Source organism: Serratia sp. DD3 (assembly GCF_000496755.2).
In genome coordinates, this window is sequence record NZ_AYKS02000072.1 from 1 (window position 1) to 17,116 (window position 17,116).

11 protein-coding genes and 2 pseudogenes are annotated in these 17,116 nt (G+C 47.1%); all 13 read right to left on the reverse strand.

Going from position 1 to position 17,116, the window contains the following annotated elements; translation table 11 throughout:
- Positions 1-740 (reverse strand): annotated as a pseudogene (locus IO95_RS14360) (hypothetical protein); the annotation flags it as partial.
- 464 nt (positions 741-1,204) lie between these two features.
- Positions 1,205-1,768 carry a ferredoxin-type protein NapF gene (napF, locus tag IO95_RS14365; RefSeq protein WP_023492770.1) on the reverse strand — a complete coding sequence of 188 codons (564 nt, stop codon included), beginning with the start codon at positions 1,766-1,768 and terminating at the stop codon, positions 1,205-1,207.
- Positions 1,768-2,376, reverse strand: coding sequence for a Tat proofreading chaperone DmsD (gene dmsD / locus IO95_RS14370; protein WP_023492771.1), 609 nt, complete (start codon positions 2,374-2,376; stop codon positions 1,768-1,770). The genes napF and dmsD overlap by 1 nt, the downstream gene beginning before the upstream one ends.
- A 47-nt stretch (positions 2,377-2,423) precedes the next feature.
- Positions 2,424-3,284, reverse strand: coding sequence for a DmsC/YnfH family molybdoenzyme membrane anchor subunit (locus IO95_RS14375; RefSeq protein WP_023492772.1), 861 nt, complete (start codon positions 3,282-3,284; stop codon positions 2,424-2,426).
- 1 nt (position 3,285) lies between these two features.
- Entirely contained in the window at positions 3,286-3,903 is a 618-nt protein-coding gene (locus IO95_RS14380; protein ID WP_023492773.1) for a DMSO/selenate family reductase complex B subunit, read from the reverse strand.
- A gap of 10 nt (positions 3,904-3,913) precedes the next feature.
- On the reverse strand, positions 3,914-6,370 hold the full coding sequence (gene dmsA / locus IO95_RS14385) for a dimethylsulfoxide reductase subunit A (RefSeq protein ID WP_037385867.1): 2,457 nt from the start codon (positions 6,368-6,370) through the stop codon (positions 3,914-3,916).
- Between the two features lie 736 nt (positions 6,371-7,106).
- On the reverse strand, positions 7,107-8,201 hold the full coding sequence (locus IO95_RS14395) for a fimbrial protein (protein ID WP_160165620.1): 1,095 nt from the start codon (positions 8,199-8,201) through the stop codon (positions 7,107-7,109).
- A gap of 188 nt (positions 8,202-8,389) precedes the next feature.
- On the reverse strand, positions 8,390-10,882 hold the full coding sequence (locus IO95_RS14400; protein WP_037385859.1) for a fimbria/pilus outer membrane usher protein: 2,493 nt from the start codon (positions 10,880-10,882) through the stop codon (positions 8,390-8,392).
- 17 nt (positions 10,883-10,899) lie between these two features.
- Positions 10,900-11,622, reverse strand: a complete 723-nt coding sequence (locus IO95_RS14405) for a molecular chaperone (protein WP_072011684.1) — start codon at positions 11,620-11,622, stop codon at positions 10,900-10,902.
- A gap of 428 nt (positions 11,623-12,050) precedes the next feature.
- Positions 12,051-12,575: a fimbrial protein gene (locus IO95_RS14410; protein WP_023492889.1), complete on the reverse strand. Its 525-nt coding sequence runs from the start codon at positions 12,573-12,575 to the stop codon at positions 12,051-12,053.
- 776 nt (positions 12,576-13,351) lie between these two features.
- Positions 13,352-13,551 (reverse strand): annotated as a pseudogene (locus tag IO95_RS26120) (ArtI protein); the annotation flags it as partial.
- Positions 13,552-13,614: 63 nt separating this feature from the next.
- Complete coding sequence (locus tag IO95_RS14415; protein WP_037385862.1) at positions 13,615-15,324, reverse strand: ShlB/FhaC/HecB family hemolysin secretion/activation protein; 1,710 nt, start codon at positions 15,322-15,324, stop codon at positions 13,615-13,617.
- A 202-nt stretch (positions 15,325-15,526) separates the two neighbouring features.
- Positions 15,527-17,116 (reverse strand): GLUG motif-containing protein (locus IO95_RS14420; RefSeq protein WP_037385864.1); only part of this gene is annotated, 1,590 nt, incomplete at its 5' end.

Sequence of the window (17,116 nt, forward strand, 5' to 3'; positions counted from 1 at the left end):
GTAAATGTCCAGTTGCCATTGCCATCAATGACCACGCTGCCAATGGCACTACCGTTGTCATACACGGTGATGATGTTACCAGCGACACCTTTACCACTTAAGGTAGGATGAGATTCATCTGTCTGGCCGCCGTTTTTAATTTGGCCCTGAATAGAACCCGTATGGTCAAGTGCACCGCCAATCGCCGGTTTTGCCGGAGGGGTCGGTTCAGGGTCATTATTATCATCTTTACTACGGTTATGATAGGCAACCGCGGCCCCAGCGCCGATCGCTGTCGCTGCCGCCAGCCAACCCAAAAGACCAAACAGCGCATCCTGATTATCATCAGAAGCGACAAAAATGCCTTCACCACTGCCTTGAGATGGACCACCTAATGCGACAGGCGATGACTCACCATCAGTAAAGAGATAGCCGTGCTCATAGCCTTCCCCGGACAAGGGAACATAGGCATACAGCTGGCCATCTTCAGCCATTCCCAGTAACACCGGGTTGTTGGCTTCACCATTAAAGTAGTCTTCAATAATAATACTGGCTTGTGTGTCCCCTTCCTGGATCACGTGCAACGCCTTGCCGACACGAACTAAAGTCACGTTCTCCGGAGCAAAATCATTGCCTAGATTCTTTAAGACATATTTATTACCGCGAATTAATTTAACTTTTACTGCATTGTTGGCATTCGCGGTTAATAAACGGGTTTTCCCTTCGCCATTGTTAACAGCCAAAACTATCGTTTGATCCATAACTTCGTAACTCCATTTGATATTTTAATGATGTTCTAACCTGACTCCGTGATGGTTCGGCATCCCTTGGTGGAAACAGATATCGCACGCTATGTGGAGAACTGGTCAAAATGTAGACGCAGGACTGATAAAATAGCTTCTATTGTTGCTGAATAAGGCAACACAGTAAATTAAGAATATTCTGAAAGTTCAATATTCGGAACATTCAGAACATTCTTAGTATGTGGCTAAAGTTGTAAGTAAAAACAACAGGCTTTTCAGTAAGCAATAACCCTGTGCCTTGGATGGACTGGGGCTCGCAGGTGGCTACGCGCGGCAAGTGATAATGGGTAGGTTTTCAGCAGAATCAGTAACAGTGCCTGATGGATGACAACCTGCTGGTGATAAAAAAACAAGTCTGATTTGACGTTTCACACCGACAGTAACTTGAATAACAACTGTCATCGTTGTTTTGGAGTTTATCGTTATTCTGGCAAACATTTTTCGCCCGTAGGTATCAACATGATATGGCCATGAAAACAGGATAATTTACACATCCCACACCCATTGCAACAGGCATCATCATACTGTAATTGGCGAACACCACGGTCATCCAGCTGAAAGGCCAGCGCCTGCTGCGGGCAATTAATGACACACATCTGGCAACTATCCTGACGCCCCAGACAACTTTGGCTGATCTGCGGGCGTAGTAGCGTATCGCAGGGCATAATGTTACGTAGCGCTCCAGTCTGGCAAGCTGCGGTACATTTCAGGCAGAAGTCACACTCGGTAAAATCGATGTTCAGGACCACTTGGTCTTGTTCTACGCTCAATAAGCCATACGGACAACGATTCACACACTCACCACAACCATTACAGGTGGCATTAAATAATATTTCTGGCAGCGACTGAGGGGGACGAGCCACCCTCGGTAAAGGTAAAACCGCCGCAACCGGCTCCGATAGGGCTTGGCTGCGTTGCAACCAACCGGTCAACAATCTGCGCCGGCTGGCACCTTGCCGAGAGAGTGGTTGGCTGCTGCTTTTCATCAGTAATAGAGCTCTAATGTGGCAATGGGCTCTGGACAATCCGCTGCCCACCCTGCCAATGTCACCTGAGCCAACTGCGCAACACCTTGATAGAAAGGATGCCCAGCATGTTGTTGCAACAGTTCCAGATAACGCGGGGCCCAAGGCAACAAATGTTGCGCTATCAAAGCAGCAATCCGCTTTTCTTGCTGCTCTTCTGCCAACCAGGCGGTCATCATCAGCAAAGTGCCAATATGATCTTCCGGTTCATTGTGTTGCCGTTGAGCTTCAATGCCCTGCACCCGTAACCATTGGCGCAAACGCAGCGTCGAATCACCAAATAAGACGCACTCTTTATCCAGATAAACCGAACCCCAAGGTGGAGCCGGTAACGCATAAGGGCCAACAAACAGACGTTGATAAGCCTCTTCCAGCGTTTCTGGCAGATCCCCCGCCAGCCCTTGGGCAATCAAATCTGCCGCCTGCTGGCCACCGGGATAAGGCCATTCTGCCAGCCATTGTGGATCGGCCAGGTATTCCAGTAAGGGCGAACACTCTGGGCTATCAGGTGGCGCATACAGCAAAATACCCATCACACGCCCTGTTAACGCTATTTTTTCCAGCATCATAAATCGAACTTCTCCACAGGCGCAGCACGCTGCGCCTAGATTAAATATTAACCCGCCACGGCCATACCAACCGTCATATGCAGGCCGTAAAACACACCGCGACCGATCATCTCACCGGCAAACACCAATACCAGGCCCAAGGTCAACCCCATTACCCCCGCGTTACCACGACGCAACTGCGGGCAAATCCAGCAACCCAGGCCCAGTACCAGCAGCACTAACCGCCAGACCATCAACTGACCATAGTTTGGAACCAGAGCGGAAGCCTGCTGTACCGAACTGCTGATCATTGCCAGTTCACTGCCCTGTAACAACGCTGAGCAGAGGCTGAGTAACAGCGCCAACACACTGACCAGCATCAGATGACCGCGACCCGACACTTCCAGCCCGGCGACGCGTAACAACAAGACACCCAGTAAGGGCCCACCGATAAACACCGACAGGAAGAAGTTGAGTGTGGTATAGCCGTTATGCCAGGTCGGTACCGTATCAATCTGATAGACCCGCGTCATGGCATAGACAAACAGCAGGCCCAGTACCATCGTAAGCATCAACCAGACTTTCCCCAGCCCCTGTGGCATTTTTTTCAGTATTGTCAAAAGCCAATACAGTCCGCCCACTGCAAAGAATAGCGAACCGCTGGCAATCTCGTTACTCAAGGCCGACTCACCCACACGGTTTAAAGAATTGAACGCCCTGACAGGCGAGCCCAGGTGCATCACCGAGGCGATAAAGGCCATCCCCATCAGCAACCAGAGGAAAAACATTGAACGGTGCACCGCCTTGCTCTGGCGATCGGTAAGATTACCGGCAATGATGGCAAGACCCATCACGATTACGCCCCCCACGACAAACTGCCCCAAGACGGTAAACACCATCAGCGGCCATTCATGCCATCCCGTTCCCATTTTAAACCTCCTTCGGATTAGCCAGATGGCCGGTAGTGTCGCCACTCGGGCGGCTGTTGGCATTAGGTTTCAGCACAATACAGGGCTGGGTAAAATGCGCGGCAGGTAAAGGTGCCACCTCAGCCAAGGTGCCATGTTGCTTTCGCAGTTCCTCAATCGGGCCGAAGTCCAGCGCCCGTAGCGGACAAGACTCGACACAGATAGGTTTTTTGCCCTCAGCAACGCGCTCATAGCAACCATCACATTTGGTCATATGGCCTTTGGCTTCATTGTATTGCGGCGCACTATAGGGGCACGCCATATGGCAATAGCGGCAGCCAATACAAATCTCTTTATTGACCACCACAAAGCCATCTTCCCGCTTATGCATCGCCCCACTCGGGCACACCTTGGTACAGGCAGGGTCTTCACAGTGGTTACAGGCAATCGACAGATAGTAGGCAAAGACGTTCTGGTGCCAGACCCCATTGTCCTCTTGCCAATCACCCCCCGCGTATTCATAGATACGGCGAAAACTGACTTCCGGCGTCAGGTTTTTATAGTCTTTACATGCCAACTCACAGGTTTTGCAGCCGGTGCAACGACTTGAGTCGATATAGAATCCATATTGCGTAGTCATCAGCGACTCCTTAAAGTTTGGCAACCTGCACCAGGTTGGTATGGGAAGGGTTGCCTTTGGCTAGTGGCGAGGGTCGCTGGGTCGTCAACACGTTAATGCTGCCTGCATGGTCAATTTTATTGCCATCAGGTGCGTACCAAGCGCCCTCTCCCAATGCCACCACCCCTGGGCGCATACGCGGTGTTACTTTGGCATTAATACGTACTTCACCACGGTCATTGTAAATGCGGATCAGATCACCATTGGCGATACCGCGAGACTCGGCATCAATCGGGTTAATCCACATTTCCTGGCGGCAAGACGCTTTCAGAACATCCACATTTCCGTAGGTTGAGTGGGTCCTGGCCTTATAATGGAAACCGGTCATCTGTAGTGGATATTGGCTACTCAATGGATCACTGGGGCTTTCAAATCCCGCCGTATAAATCGGTAATGGATGAATAACATCCCCTTTTTCCAATTCCCAGGTCGCTGCCACTTCGGCTAACTGAGCGGAGTAGATCTCAATTTTGCCAGAAGGTGTCGTTAGTGGATTGGCTTGCGGGTCAGCGCGGAATGCTTTGTAAGCGACATGGTGACCCTCTGGATCGCGCTGTTTAAAGATCCCTTGCTCAAGGAACTGTTCAAACTCGGGTAATGCCGGGATTGCCTGGCGGGATTGTTGATACAGATAGCGCAACCACTCTTCCTGTGTACGCCCTTCGGTAAAGAGTTGCTCAACCCCCATACGGCGGGCGATCTCGCTGGTCATCTCATAGATGTTTTTGCACTCACCAATCGGCTTGATGGCCTGATCAGCAAAAATGACATACCCCATATTCCCGCTGGAGGCATCAAGACAAAAATCCTGCTGTTCCGAGGCCGTACAATCGGGGAGGACCAGGTCGGCATATTTCGCCGATGAGGTCATGTGATTATCGATCACCACGATCATTTCGCACTTCTTCTCATCCTGCAGAATGTCATGGGTGCGGTTAATCTGTGAGTGCTGATTAATCAGGCAGTTACCAGCATAATTCCAGACAAATTTGATAGGAACATCCAATTTATCCTTACCACGCACGCCATCACGTTTGGCGGTCATTTCTGGCCCACGCAAGATGGCATCGGTCCAAAGAAACATGGAGATACTGGTTTTTACCGGGTTAGTTAGCGTTGGCATCCGCACAAAGGGTAATGAATATGACCCTTCACGAGCGCCACTGTTACCGCCATTAATGCCCACATTACCGGTCAATATGGGCAACATGGCAATGGCACGGGAAGTCAGCTCACCATTGGCCTGGCGTTGTGGCCCCCACCCCTGGCAAATATAAGCGGGCTTGATGCTGCCAATTTCACGGGCCAGTTTGATAATGCGATCAGCTGGAATGCCGGTAATCTGCGCCGCCCAAGCGGGGGTCTTCGCGATGCCGTCCTCCCCCTGCCCAAGAATATACGCCTTATAGTGGCTATTCGCTGGTGCACCGGCCGGTAAGGTTTTTTCGTCATAACCGATGCAATATTTATCCAGGAAAGGTTGGTCTACCAGATTCTCAGTAATCAGCACATGTGCCAGCCCGGCGACCAGAGCGGCATCGGTCCCTGGACGAATGGGGATCCACTCATCTTCACGGCCTGCTGCGGTATCGGTATAGCGAGGATCAATAACAATCATCCGGGCATTGGAACGCTCACGCGCCTGCTCCAGCAAGTAGGTCACCCCACCCCCGCTCATCCGTGTTTCCCCAGGGTTATTACCGAACATCACCACCAGTTTGCTGTTTTCGATATCCGTCGGGCTATTACCGTCAGCCCAACCGCCATAGGTGTAATTCAACCCCATCGCAATCTGCGCCGTACTGTAATCGCCATAGTGGTTCAAATAGCCGCCGCAGCAATTCATTAAGCGGGCAATCAGCGTTGCACCGGGGGGCCAGGAACGGGTCATGGTCCCCCCCAAGGTCCCGGTACCATAATTCAGATAAATAGCTTCATTACCATAATCTTTTATTATGCGTTTCAGGTTATCGCTAATTAGCGTAAAGGCTTCATCCCAACTGATACGTTTAAATTTGCCCTCTCCCCGCTTACCGACACGCAGCATGGGATACTGCAGCCGATCAGGGTTATAAACACGGCGGCGCATAGAACGCCCACGCAGACAGGCTCGTACCTGATGCAATCCTTGATAGGCATCATCGCCCGTATTGTCCGTTTCAACATATTTGATGGCACCATCAACAATATGCATCCGCAATGGGCAACGGCTACCACAGTTAACGGTGCAGGCACTCCATACCACTTTCTCTTCCGGCTTAGGGACCGCTGCCCCTGGGGTTACCCCATTTTCTGCCTTTACCTGGCGGCTAAATGGCAAAGTGACACCACCAACGGCCAAGGCAAGCCCGCCAATGGCGCTATTTTTAACCAACTTTCGCCTGGAACATTGTAGGCCAGACAGCGGTTTTTTTTCGGATTCATTCATCATGTTTCACTCTGGGTTGGTAAAATCATTCAGTAGAAATGGTAATAAAACGGCGATGCCTAGAGTCATTTAACTTACTGAAAAGTAACAAACTCGTTGTTTTGATGGTGTCCTTACCCCATTAAAATAGGAGTAAGTGACAAATCTACTGGGACTAATCGGTCAATAACCGGTTTGAGTAACGCCAAAAGAAAAATCACAGTATCGTGACTTCAATAGATTTGAGTACTGCCTGCTGAAACTTTAAATAAATAAAACTAATAAGTCAGTCACGGCTGCAGTCAACACACCAGTAACTTGAACAGACCTAGGCACAAAAAGACAGATGAAATATTTTCACTATGATCTGTACTTTGCAGCACTATCCACCAAAATAGGGCGCACCACTTTGCTCACAATCAATAAAACGCTGATATTTCAGCCATTATTGATAATGATTTTTATTTCAGTGATAGGTTCTGAGTTTTGCCCTACGCTGGCTAGCTGGTGGGTCAAGATAACGGGTGGGTAATGACACCCCAGGTGCTATTCGCGCCTAAATAATCGTGCCTACAGCCGCTTCACATTAGCATCTGGCTGGTGGGTATGATGCGGAACGCTGACACGCCGTAAACCCGTCCCTGGGGGCTCGTATCGCGCGTCCATGCGCTCAACGGTCAGCTAACCTGCATCATACCCATCTGTAGCACAATTAGGGGCAGCTATTTAGGGTATAGCGGTATCGGGAAGAGGATGTTTATTTCGGGGCAATCACTAAATGGGCATGGGAGTCAGCCATTCCAGGTTTAATCGTGCCGACCTGGACATAGCGGGCTAAAAATTCCACTGATAAAATACCCGAAGCATTAGAGACCAGGTTGGTATCAATCCAGCGATAATCTACACCCGTAGCAGGTGTAATGGGTAAAGGATTACCCGAGGTATCAGTCAGTTGCACACCCACCCCCTCAGCACTGTTCGCGACATTATCTAGCGCTAAAATCCCCTGAGTGCCATCAGGATTATAGTTGCTGGTCGTTCCCATGACGGCCCATCTCATTGCCGTATTCTGCGAACAACGTGCGGTCACATTGACTAATTTATCAGCGACCCCATCCGCCGGTTGACCAAGCGCCCTGAAATCACTGCTATTCACCCGCCCCAGATTCACCGTAACCGTGTTAAAAGCCTGGCAAGGTGCGGTTTGGATCTTCACATCATTAGCCAGGCCTAAACGCACCAGGTTAAACAGGCGTGTATTCCATGCTGGCGGTGTCGAGCGGTTATCCATCAAACTGAACAGGACTAAGGCACCATCGTTATTATTTGTCATCATCAGCCCCGCCGCAGGAATGGTTCCTGCCAATCGGTATAGTGAGACCTTAAGCGTGAACGACCCAAGCTGCCGCCAATTGACAATATATTGATTGTCTCGACATTGGCCAGTAAAAGGCGGGTAGCCAGAAGCACCACTTTGGGCGTCGGCACAACGAATACCTCTTACTGGGCCGGGGCTTATGGGTGGCAGATTTTTGTTCGGTGCAGTACGCAGCCAACTAAAGGGATATGAATTACCATCAGACAGCAGTTCTACGGTGTAACCGACACTGCCTGACCCAGAACCGCCATAAGGGTTGTTTCTTCCGTTATCTCTTATGACATAAATATGGCCATCTTGCGTTGGCGCAGTGACTCCATTAACCGGGTAGCCACCTGAACTTTGCGCATAATGTTGCTCAAGCCACCAATATTTCACCTCATCATTCGCATCATCACATATTGCCAACCAACCATTATTAGCGGCGAACAATTCAGCGCTGCTGACACTCTGTTGCGCAAGAATAGTTCCCACCGGAGTTGCCGGGTCAATGTAGAGCGATGCACCAAAATTGACGCGTAAGGGATAGTCCCAAAATGCCGAATCAATTTTATTACAGGCTGACCATGCTTTGTTTATACAAAGAAGTGAGAGTAAAATCAGAAAAAATGATTTTGCACCGACCGTTTTAAACTTTGTTCTTATCATACCCACCTCATTAATCAAATACAAATAACTGGCTGCTTGGAAATATTTTTAGCATTGGTTTCTTTACGTTTTTCAACACTAAAGTGACACAGTTTTTCTCTTTTATTTTCATCATTCCAAGTGACTTTAAGCTGAGATTTTATATTTTCCCTGATCATCAAAATACCGCCACCACCAACAATACCTGCCATTTTCCCGTTACTGATAGCCGTTGCCCCGAGAGGCACATTTTCACCCTGATATTTAACTTCAAAAATACGCAGCTCACCATGGATAGTATCAAACTTCAATTTAACAATTGCCCCGGCATGTGGCGCAATATGTTGTGATGTATTTTTGATCTCCAAATCACTGGCTGCCGTATTGGGATTCAATGAGATTTCGTTATCACGATAAGGTGACAAATAAGGGAAAATAGCATATCCGCGACTATCCACTTTAATATTATTATTCCCTGAAACAACAGCATCAGTAGCGCCAGTGGCTTCAATAATCGCTGCGGTATCACCGGTATATTGACCAAATGTAATTCCACCACTATGCAGCGCAACAGAACCATTCATACCCAGCGCATACTGAGTGGTATTCTTTTTATAGGAAGCACTTGCAGAACGATTACCATAAGGCGTTAACTTCGATACATTACCGCTATAAACATTTTCATGTTCACCAGCGGTGGCCATCGTCGTGCTTAACCCATAGGAAAAACTGCGGTCTTCAAGCAAGGAACCTGTTACGGAAGCCAGTGCATATCCGTCACCTGCGGATGATTGGGTATAAGCCGTGGTCATCACTGGAGAATAGGTTGATGTACCCAAAGGAATACTTAACCCTAACTGGTACTGTATTTCATCACGATTATTACTGATATTATATGACCTTGCAGCAGAAAGCGTATATCTTAGTCTTTTATATTGATTACTGTAGCCCACCAGGTAGCTATTAGCACTTTTCACCCTGCCCCAATAATTGTTAAGACCGGCAGTGATATAGATACTGCCAGCATTACCAAGGGGTTGGTTAATACTCAACTGCACTGAGTTCTTCTGGTTCATTGAGCGTAAATCATATTCATTCACTTGCTGACTATGATCATATTTATCTCGGACCCTTGCAGCATCTTGTAGTGTAGTAAACCCCGAAGAGGAGTAATGATAAGTTGCGACATTAATGCTAGTCCCTGATTTATCAATAACATTTGAATAAGATAACCCTATGTTATAACCTTGGGTTTTATCATACCCAAGACCTGCCCTTGCCAGTGCCACATTGGCAGAAACTGCCCCCATCGTGGTATTTATGGCAAGACCCGTCAGCATAGATTGATAATGTTCACTGACCTGCACACCGCCAAAACCGGTAAAATAGTTATTCAACCCCCGATGATAGGAGAGTGAAGTAACAAATGGTTTTTTACGCAAACTACTATCATTCAATTTGCCTGCAGCCACTGAATATTTAGATTGATTTGGTCGCAATAATTCGGGTAATGATGCATAAGGGACAACGTACGTTTTTTGTTCACCCGTAGTTTCTTGAATGGTAACATTAAAGTCCCCTCCATAACTGGCCTGATAAAGGTCAGAAATTAAGAAAGCACCGGGTGATACCGTCGTTTCATAGATGATATTTCCATTTTGCCTGACGGTTACTCTGGCATTAGTATCAGCTATACCACGAATATCCGGCACATAACCGCGTCTGGAGTCAGGCAACATGCGATCATCAGAGAATAATGAAATACCGAGTAAGGGTGTCGCGGGTAAAAAACTCTCTCGCGTATCAATTTCTCCTGTTTGCGCCACAGAAAAAATCCCAGGAATATCTCGCTGAATGTAGGTACGCAACATGCTTAGTTTTTGCTGATCGCCAAGCGTAAGTGTACTGTAGCTTCGAAGCTGCCATCTACCTGCATTAAGCCAGATATTCATACCGGAGAAAAAACTGTCATAGCTGTCGCTAAAATCCCCGGTATCAGTATTAGAATGATAATAATTACTGATGTAATTTATCATTGCCGCAGTTTCCCCAGAGTCCCAGGCTGAAGGGTCTACATAACCCCGTGGGGTATACTTGGATGCCACTTGCGGTGCAATGACATCAACAGATAACGTCGATATATCAAATTTCACTTTAATATCGAAATTATTACTATCCAGTGCTATTTTCCCATTAGCATTAATAGTTTTAATGTATTCCTCATTAATTTCATCTTTAAACCCCAGCTGTAATAACACTGATTTATCAAAATAAATAACAGATTTACTCTCAGAATTTATTGATACTGTTATTGCCGTAGCACCAATAAAAGCACCATTTTTATAGAGTTCGACATCATACTCCCCTTCTTTTAGCTGATTTCCGTTTGAAAAAGTAGAGATATCGATACCGGTTCCGACAAAAAAAGCAGGATTATATTCCACTTCAGTTTCTTCTTGCGCATAAAGTGGCATGCTCAATAAAGAAATAATTATTATCCCTTTGTTTATTAAGCTGTCTTTTTTCATACTTTACTCATTAGATATTAATTTATTATAACTGGACGATAAATTACAGCACCATAGTCATTAACCATGCCGTACTCAGCCTTACCCTTATTAACATCCGATAACGTAACCCCTTTTAAAACCCAATTCTCACTCTGCCCGGGTGCCACCATATCGACTTCGTTCTTGATTTGTTTTCCATTGACATTGACATTCAGTTCAGTCAGCGAGGCATAATAGCGGCTGTTATTACTTACCTTAGCCAGAACATTGCCACGCCCATCATGGGTGAAATGCCAAACGAGATCTTTGTGCATGGCATCAACCTGGTTTTTTAACGCTGCTGGCCGATAGAATATTTTTATTTTATTAACAATAGAAAATTGCAAGTAATTGTCAGTTCCCTTTTTGGGTGCTGCCGGGATATCTTTGATGTTTAGCCAGTAGATTGACTCCTGATGAGTGTTAGCAACACCTTCTATTTTTTTTATTCTCAAATGCTGCTCACCGTTACTCTCTATTTTAAATACGGCTGGGTACAGAATAAAAGGAGAGGTCGCAGTGCTTGGCAAGTTACTATTTATTTTATTATCAATCCATGCCTGAACCATTGACGAGGTATTATCTCGATTATTTATTTTCACTGTAACACTACTATCAGACTCATTGTAGATAACCCGTGTACCAGTAATAGAGATACTCGCGAAGGCGATTGTTGGAGAAAGGCACAATGATATGACTATTTTCGTTAAATTTTTCATTTTATAGGCAGTAATTTTATTTTTGATAATAAAAACCAATCGAATACTGATGCGGTTATTAGGTAATTAGCTATACTCTTCATACTTCAAGTTGCTTGGGTGTTGACTGCCTTCGTTCACCCCAGTCACATAGTTAGCTATGCTCCCGGGGATTCCCTCAGTTGTCGCCTACAGGCAACTCGAATTATTTTGTGTATATAGCCTTCTTACTCAGGCTGTTAGCTGCGCACAGATACTCGGCTTTTCCTGAGCCTCTCGCCAAACGGGCCAGCGTAAGCGCTGTTCAAAACACTCGAGATTTTGTCAAGCAACACCAAGTATTTTGGGTATATATTGGTTCACCTTGAAACGTAAGATAGATAATAAGAAAAGTTTCCCTAAAGGTTTACAGAGTAAACCTTTAGGCAAATTATTTTCTTAACTACAGATTATCTATAGACCAACTCGATGGCACCGGTGGCGGTCAAATTCCCAGCTGTAATGCTTGCCTGATATTGCTGATACCATGCAGTCAAAGGGATTGACGCGGTACCTGATGTGGTATTTATTGTTTGGAAGGCGGAGTTATTGCCCGCTGTTTTAATATGCGTGTCTGTTGAGTCATATACCGCAATGCCAACGCCTCTTGCCTCACTTGCTGCAGCGGGCAAGAAAAGACCTGTAGTAGGGTCGACTTGCGTACCGGTACCGGTAAAGCGCACCGCAACCGAGCCACTGGCTGGTGTGCAACCCGTCAAATTAATCGTAAAGGCAGTTTGACCCGCTCTTGAACCAATATCGTTAAAATTACTGGTCGAGATAGTAGGTAAAACGACGCTAACCGTTCCTGAACCGGTACTAATGGTACAAGTATTGGCAACAATCTCACCCGTAAAGTTAATGGTACCATCTGCTGCATAAGCTGAAGACATGAACAATAAAGATAATGCAACAATCGGTTTTAATTTTTTCATAGCAGCTCCTGTTATTTGCTATTATTAATAAAAAATCCATTATTAGAGAGAACAGATTATATTAAGGTGCAAAGGTAAATATTATTAATTAATCTAATTGAAATTAAATACAACCTCCGTTTTTTGGTAAATAATCACTAACTGAATAACTTAATCAGCCTATATCTATAAATAATTTAGATAATCAATTAAATATATTAATTATTGGGTGGGGTAAAGATGATAATGCAACGTTCTTTTTAATTCCCCACAAGCCATATTCACAAGATATTGAGAGTATATCGATTAAGCGGGTCATGAGTAACCCATCATAAAGCATCGCTACAGCAGCCTATTTCAGCCGTTTCATTGCTTACACTGGCAATAAATCAGAGTTAAATATCGATAAATTCTAAAATAATGGCGTATTATTTCAAAAAAGGAAGGGTTTGCGCACTGGAATTTCTATGGATTTTTTTGAAACTTTCAGATACTAATTAGTTCGCTGGCTATATTATAGAGCCTTGCAATAAAATAGTAGTATTCAGTTAGGCCACTCAATTATTTGGGCCAAATACCTCCTCAAATAATCGCTGAGAATAATGAGTCCATCGGCTTAACGTAACGCGTATTAGGGGGTTATTTGGTGGCGAGGGCAACCCCATGAAGGGTTAAAAGGCATTGCGCTGTCACAATCCTGCGTTAATTCCCTATTCTAAGAAATCTGTAGTCCCCCAGGGTTGTAGTATTGGGGCCACCACTCCCTTGCGAACAGGAGTGGCACCTCTGGTTTCAGGTTATTTCTTCACAGCCAGCCACGGATCGATAATCTTCTGGTACTCTCCGGTGGCTTTGCTCAGGTGTAGCCACTGATTAATGTAGAACTTCCAACCCAGATCATCGCGTACCACCTGTTGGCCTTCTCACCGTATTGCATCGGCTTTTCCGGGTTTACGGTACAAAGCGCCGGATAGCGCTTCTGCTAATACCGGGCTTCGGCGGTATTTGCAATCATGCCCCTTTTTGCACACGGCTATTTAAAGCCGCTGCATTGGCACCATCAAAACCCCTGTGAAGCCTGCAACCATACCTGTGGTTGACTCTCTAATTGGCTGTCACTGTCATCGGGGTGATTCACCCGCCACGCCAGTTGTAGTGAAACCTGGCGCTGGTTGCCAAACCAAGTGGCCCCGGTTCCTAACGCCCCACGCTGTTGATGATTCTTATCCTTTGTCCATGGCGATTTGTTGGTTTTAACACCGCCATAATCAAAGAAAGTTTTCAATTGCCAAGCCGGGGTTATCGCGTAACGCAACTCCAGATTGGTCATCCAGCCTTGGTCACCGCTGGCCTCTCCAGAGGCATAAGCCCGCACGCCATTAACCCCTCCCAGCGAAAATTGTTCTGATGAATCGAGGTTTTTCGACGCTAACTGACCACTGAACTGGCTATAGAAACTCCAGTTCTCACTGAGCATCTGTAGGCGCAAGGCGGTCAAGTTGAATTTGCTGAAGTTACCCGCCGTGCGCGCGGTTTGACTGTCGTTTTGCGCGTTGGCCGGATCGGCAAGCTCCAGATTGCCGTTACTGACACTGGCGGAAACAAAGTTCAACCCACCACCGCCGAAGCTATCCTGGCTGTTGGCAGTTAAACTGGCAGTCCATAACTGGCTGTTTTTTTTGTTTTGTGTGTCGAATAACTCGATATCATCCCGTAACCGTTTGTCATCAAACTGCAACTGGCTACTGACGGTTAGGGTGCGACTTCTGAATAACGGTTGGGAAACATAGACACTGGTGGTGCGAGCGTTACCGTGCGCATCAAGATCGGCAAAGTCTTTGCCCAGGGTGTAATCCATATTGGAATAGGAGGCTCCCACGCGGGTAAACCAGCGGTTCACCGGGGCATCGTAGGACAGAAAGTAATAATACTGCCGATCATCACTGGCCAGGCCGCGCAGGCGCAGTCGATCTCCCAAGCCTAATGGGCTGTTAACCGAGACATCGGCGTTTAGGCGGTTTTCCCCGGTATATTTGCCACCATAGTTATCCAGATCGAGGCTACCGCTAAACAAAGGTGCTGGCGTGGCCTCCACCAGCAGATCCGCGGCTCCGGCTTTTTTACTGGTGAGCAGTGTTGAGCGCGCCTGCACGCCGGGGGTATCGTTCAGCAACAGCAGCGTCTGCTGCAGTTGACCGACGTTAATCGCCCCATCTGGTTGCATCCGGCCAATCAGGCGGTTCAAGGTGGCATCTGAAAGGCGCGAACTGTTCTCCGTTTTGATCTCGCCATAGTGCGCTTCCAGTACGTTGATCTTGACTACGCCGTTTTCAATTTCTTGTTCCGGCAGATAGGCACGGTTGAGCACATAGCCACGCTGCTGGTAATAGAGGGTGATATGCTGCACCGCTTCATAAAGTTGCGGCAACGTGAGTTCACGCCCGGTGTACCCCTGCAGCAGCGGCTGTAATACCGTATTGGAAAACAGAGTGTTACCGCTAATAATAAAGGTGGTCACCTTGACCTTAATCTGCTCACCATCGGCAGACTCCGCCGGTGCCGATGTCTGAGGGGCAGGCAACCCCAGTTCTGGCGTTATTGAAGGCGCTAAAATGGGGCGACTGGTGTCGATCTCACGCAAATTTTGGCCCGCATTCGGTATGGTCGGTGTTGCTGCCTGCGCACTGCTGAAGCTCAGCAACAAAGAAAGCACAGAGCAGGTCTTCCGGGACGGGGAGTAGCGCAAGGGGGATTTTTTAATTTTTTCCATGGGATTACCAAATAAATTCCATATATGTGGCGAAATGCGGGTCATAAGGGTTATCGGGGGGCCAATATCCCTTCCGACTTCTCCTGTCTGAAACAGGTATTCGAGCCGCCGTTAGCACAGTGCACAGCACCCCGGTACTAACGCTGAATAAACGACTAAAAAGCCCGAGCAAGTCGGGCTTGGAGTCAGCTAAATATCACTGTTAAATTTTGCAGTAAATATCAGCGCAAGGAGCACCGTTGACTAAACCGGTAGCGTAGGAGTTGGTGATGTTGGGGGTTTCAGATCCAGAATAACCCAACAAATTACCAACATCTTGATTGCCAGTTACACTTCCTGTGGCATAGCTATTAATAACACTATAAGTTGAACCCCCTCCTACCAATCCGCCGACAGAGGATCCGCCAACAACATTTCCGGTAGCATAACTATTAGTTACTGTCCCATTTAACATGCCAACCAATCCCCCAATTGTGAAACTATTCCCCGTTACATGACCGGTGGCATAAGAATTGGAAATATCAGTAAACATAGCAGCACCCACTAAGCCCCCCAGAATGTAACTGTGTGAACCATTACTGTTTACATTACCTGAAGCATGAGCGTTATTAATGCTTACGCGCTCACTATACCCGACTAATCCACCCGATTCAGCGAAGTACATATCGTCGCCCGATCCTTCAATATTTCCTGAGGCAGAAACATCACTAATCACAGAGTCATATGCGCGGCCAATTAATCCACCCATTGAGCCACTACCTTCAGGAAGGCTAATAACATCACCCGTTGCATGGGCGTTGTTTAAGGTGGCCCCCCATAACGTCCCGATTAACCCTCCAACTATATTCTTTCCGGAGACCTGTCCACTTGCAGAGACATTATAGATGGTCACATCCTGCATATAGGGATGACCTTCAAGACCCTGAGTACGCCCTATCAGCCCACCGACGGTATAAGAACCCGAAACGTCCATACTGCTATGTGCATCAGAGATACGCCCCCCTTCCTGTAATCCCACTAAACTACCCGCATCACCAACCCCTTCATTGATGCCACCCACAAGGTTGACATTGCGCAGTGTGCCAGTGGAGTAACCGAACAACCCAGAGTAATCTCTCGCAGATTGTCTGATAGTCAGATCATTGATGTTATTACCTAAACCAGAAAATACCCCCTGAAATTTGGACATGTTATAGTTTTCATCGTAATCGCCGCCAACAGGCCTAAATCCTTGCCCATCATTCCATATGGTGGTGATGCTGGCATCAATGGCATTACCTAAAACATAGTAACCGCTTAAGTTATTTCCCATTGCCTGCAATTGGTCGACATTGTGGATCACGGTGTAATCTTGCCAGTTATTGCTAAAACGGGCATTGGCGCCAGACAACGTGACGGTTTTACCTTTGGCTAACACATAATCCCCCCCTTCAACAAAAGCCAGGCTGGCATCGCTGCCAAAGGCTCTGAGGTTGGCATTAAGGGCGATATTACTATCAGCAGCAACTATCATCAGTTGGTTGTTACTGCTCCACAGAATATCATTGCCAACGGTGAGATCACCGCTGTCGCTAACCAACTCCACATGGGTGTTGCTGAGATTGTTACTCACGGCACGGGCAGAGACTTTATTGCTGCTGGTACTGTCATTCACATTAAGCTGAGGGGCGGTGATGTTCCAGGTCCCAGTGTCACCACTGGTAGCACGGGTAGTCACTACCGCAGTGGAAGTGACATTCACTCCCTGACCGCTGACGTCGACTGAACCGCCGTTGCCGCCATTAGCCGCGCT